Raw genomic sequence first — 3,935 nt, forward strand, 5'->3', positions numbered from 1 at the left:
GCCTCGCAGGCCGCGAGCGCCGCCTTCAGCGCCGCCTCGTGGTCGGGGGTCAGGCGCCGCGCGGCGAAGCGCCCGCAGGCCGCCTCCAGTTCCGCCATGGTCTCGAACATCGCCAGCAGGTGCTGCGGCTCCGGCGCGCTGACGATCGTGCCCTTGCGCGGCTTGGTCTCGACGAGCCCGGTGACGGCCAGCTGCAGCAGCGCCTCGCGGATCGGCGTGCGCGACACCCCGAACCGCTCGGCGAGCATCACCTCGTCGAGGCGCGCGCCGACGGCAAGATGGCCAGCAACGATCTCATCCTCGATGGTCTGCCGCAGGCGCTGTGCCTGGCTCATCGCTGGACGCCTCCCGATCGTGACGATTCCCGAGAACTCATTATGCAGGGGCGTTGACAAAATATACAAGAGCTCGTTCAATATATACCAAGCGTTGCATTCACTATATTGTGCAGCGCAAAAACAAGACAGTCGCGATTGTGCGACGCGGGAGAAACAGCATGACGCCGACCCGACGCGCCCTCCTCGCCGGCGGCCTCGCCGCACCCGCCCTCCTGCACTTCGGCCGCGGCGCCGCCCAGGCCGCGACGGTGCTGAAGCTCTCCCACCAGTTCCCCGGCGGCACCATCGACGAAGGCGACTTCCGCGATCGCATGTGCCGCAAGCTCGCCAAGGCGGTCGGCGAGCGCTCGAAGGGCGCGCTCGAGGTGCAGGTTTATCCCGGCTCGTCGCTGATGAAGACCAACGCCCAGTTCGGCGCGATGCGCAAAGGCGCGCTCGACATGTCGCTCTACCCCTCGCCCTACGCCGGCGGCGAGATCCCCGAGTTGAACATCGGCCTGATGCCGGGGCTCGTGACCTCCTACGCGCAGGGCGTCGCCTGGAAGGCGGCTCCGGTCGGCCGCAAGCTCACCGAGATCCTCGACGCCAAGGGCATCGTCCTGGTCTCCTGGGTCTGGCAGGCGGGCGGCGTCGCCAGCCGCGAGCGCCCGCTCTACGCGCCGGCCGACGCCAAGGGCCTCAAGGTCCGCGGCGGCTCGCGCGAGATGGACCTGATGATGAAGCAGGCGGGCGCGGCCACCCTCTCGATCCCGTCGAGCGAATCCTACGCGGCGATGCAGACCGGCGCGTGCGACGCGGTCATCACCTCCTCCACCAGCCTGATCTCGTTCCGCCTGGAGGAGCTGTCGAAGGCGCTGACCTCGGGGCGCGAGCGCTCCTACTGGTTCATGCTCGAGCCGATCATGATGTCGAAAGCGATCTTCAGCGGGCTGCCGAAGGACCAGCAGGACCTGATCATGGCGGTCGGCGCCGAGCTCGAATCCTTCGGACAGGACGGCGCCAAGGCCGACGACACCCATGTCGAGCAGGTCTTCTCGAAGGCCGGCGCCAAGGTGCAGAACCTCGACGAGAAGACCATGGGGCAGTGGCGCGACATCGCCCGCGACACGGCGTGGAAGGACTACGCGGCCAAGAACGCGCAGTGCGCCGAGCTCCTCAAGCTGGCGGAGCAGGTCGCGTGAGCCACGCCTTCGACGCGGCCTCGGCCGCCTCCGAGAAGGCGGTCGCCGAGCCCCGGATCCCCGGCGCGCTCGGCGTCATGGACCGGGCGATGAAGCGCCTGAACGGGGTGATCATGGTGTTCGGCGGGCTCGCGCTCGTCGGCGCCTGCCTCGTGCTGAGCTACAGCGTGGTGATCCGCTACGTCCTGCACGAGCCGACCGACTGGCAGGACGAGATGGCGGTGTTCCTGATCGTCGGCGCGACCTTCTTCTCGGCCGCCGCCGTCCAGGCCAAGCGCGGCCACGTGGCGATCGAGGCGCTGACCGGGTTCCTGTCGCCGAAGGTCAACCGCGCCCGCCTGTTGATGGCGGACATGATCAGCTTCGTCTTCGTGGTGTTCTTCGCCTGGAAGAGCTGGACGCTGTTCCACGAGGCTTACGTCGACGGGCAGGTCTCGCAATCGAGCTGGGGCCCGCCGCTGGCGATCCCCTACGCCCTGATGGCGGTCGGCATGAGCCTGCTCGGCATCCAGTTCGCCGTGCAGATCGTCCAGGCCCTCACCTACGGTCCGAACTCCGCCGGCTGGGTCGCCCCGAAGGTCGGCCTCGGCGCCGACCTGAACAAAGACATGCACGGACGGCCGGACGTGACCCCGCGGGGCACGGACCCGATGGGCGACACCGTCGACACCGCGAGGATCACCCGATGAGCACCGCCGCGATCGGCTTCCTCTATGCCGGGGCGACCCTCTCGGCGATGCTGGCCGGCATCCCCATCGCCTTCGCGCTCGGCTTCGTCGCGCTGGCGTTCATGTTCGTCTTCATGCCGGCGGCCTCGCTCGATACCGTGGCGCAGAACGTCTACGAGGAGATGGCCTCGATCACCCTGCTCTCGATCCCGCTCTTCATCCTGAAGGGCGCGGCGATCGGGCGCTCGAAGGCGGGCCAGGACCTCTACTCGGCCATGCACGCCTGGATGCACCGCATCCCGGGGGGGCTGGGCATCGCCAACGTCTTCGCCTGCGCGCTGTTCGCCGCGATGGCGGGGTCCTCGCCCGCCACCTGCTCGGCCATCGGCTCGGCCGGCATCCCGGAGATGCGCAAGCGCGGCTACTCGCCGGGCTTCGCCGCCGGCATCATCGCGGCCGGCGGGACGCTCGGCATCCTGCTGCCGCCCTCGATCACCATGATCCTCTACGCGGTGGCCGCCGAGCAGTCGCTCGGGCGCCTGTTCCTGGCCGGCATCGGGCCGGGGCTGCTGCTGGTCGGGCTGTTCGCGGCCTGGGCGGTGTTCCGCTTCCGCGCCGAGTACGCCACCGCGAAGGCCGCCTACGAGCGCGGCGGCGTTCAGTCGCCGATCCTGGCGGACGACACCTACAGCATGCGCCAGCGCTTCGAGACGCTGCCGCGGGTGCTGCCCTTCGTGGTGCTGCTCACCGGCGTGATGGTCGCGCTCTACGGCGGCTACGCCACGCCCTCCGAGACGGCCGGCCTCGGCGGCCTGCTGGCACTCGGCCTGATCGCGGTGATCTACGGCGTCTGGCGCCCGAAGGACGTCAGCCCGATCCTCACCGCGACGCTGCGCGAGTCGACCATGCTGATGCTGATCATCGGCATGTCGCTGCTCTACGCCTACGTGATGAGCTACCTGCACATCTCGCAGTCGGCGGCCGCCGCGATCGTGGCGATGCAGCTTTCCCCCTGGGTGCTGCTGGTGACGATCCTCGGGCTGGTGATCGGGCTCGGCTTCTTCCTGCCGCCGGTCTCGATCATCCTGATGACCGCGCCGATCATCCTGCCGCCGCTGAAGGCCGCGGGCTTCGACCTCGTCTGGTTCGGCGTGGTGATGACCATCACCATGGAGATGGGCCTGATCCACCCGCCGGTGGGCTTGAACATCTTCGTCATCAAGAACATCGCCCCCGACATCCCGCTCTCGGACATCATCTGGGGGACGCTCCCCTTCGTGGTGCTGATGGCGGTGGCGATCCTGATCCTGTGCCTCGTGCCGGGCATCGCCCTGTGGCTGCCCGACCTGCTGCTGCCGTCCACGCGGTAGCGCGCCCCTCCTCCCCTCTCCCCGCGGGCGGGGAGAGGCCCGGCTGCACCCCGTCGTGCAACCGGGGGAGCGGAGGCGTAGCCGAAGCGGTGGTGAGGGCGGTCGTGCGAGGTGGAAGGTGTCAGGCGTGGCGCAGGGAAAGGGCGCCCCTTCGCGCCGCTACCGCCCCTGCCAATCCGGCGCGCGCTTGCCCAAGAACGCTTCCATGCCCTCGCGAAAATCGCGGCTCATGTAGCAGCTGAGGATCAGGTCGTCGCCGGGCTGCGGCTCGCCCTCGGGGGCCCCCCCCCCCCCGGGGCGCCCCCGCCCCGCGCCCCCCGGGGGCGCCGCGGGGGAAAGAGCCCCGGGTTTTTGGGGGGGGGGGGGGGGGGGGTGGGG

Annotated in this window: 4 protein-coding genes and 1 pseudogene; 3 read left to right on the top strand and 2 right to left on the bottom strand. The window is 69.7% G+C overall.

The features are described from left to right. Positions 1-335 (bottom strand): GntR family transcriptional regulator (locus FV222_RS19445; RefSeq protein WP_147815428.1); only part of this gene is annotated, 335 nt, incomplete at its 3' end. A 161-nt stretch (positions 336-496) separates the two neighbouring features. On the opposite strand from FV222_RS19445, the gene dctP reads away from it, so the two are divergent. Genes dctP through FV222_RS19460 form a run of 3 tightly spaced genes read left to right on the top strand, consistent with a single transcriptional unit; the run spans position 497 to position 3,557 of the window. Further along, positions 497-1,519, top strand: a complete 1,023-nt coding sequence (gene dctP, locus FV222_RS19450; RefSeq protein ID WP_147750440.1) for a TRAP transporter substrate-binding protein DctP — start codon at positions 497-499, stop codon at positions 1,517-1,519. Then, the gene (locus tag FV222_RS19455) at positions 1,516-2,208 is read left to right on the top strand and encodes a TRAP transporter small permease (RefSeq protein WP_147762289.1); all 693 of its coding nucleotides are present in this window, start codon (positions 1,516-1,518) and stop codon (positions 2,206-2,208) included. The genes dctP and FV222_RS19455 overlap by 4 nt, the downstream gene beginning before the upstream one ends. Continuing rightward, positions 2,205-3,557: a TRAP transporter large permease gene (locus FV222_RS19460; protein WP_147750442.1), complete on the top strand. Its 1,353-nt coding sequence runs from the start codon at positions 2,205-2,207 to the stop codon at positions 3,555-3,557. Before FV222_RS19455 ends, FV222_RS19460 begins: the two co-directional genes overlap by 4 nt. Before the next feature lie 159 nt (positions 3,558-3,716). On the opposite strand, the pseudogene FV222_RS31330 reads toward FV222_RS19460, so the two are convergent. After that, a pseudogene (locus FV222_RS31330) lies at positions 3,717-3,935 on the bottom strand (hypothetical protein); the annotation flags it as partial.

Origin of the sequence: Methylobacterium sp. WL103 (genome assembly GCF_008039885.1) — a bacterium.
Lineage (GTDB): Bacteria > Pseudomonadota > Alphaproteobacteria > Rhizobiales > Beijerinckiaceae > Methylobacterium > Methylobacterium cerastii.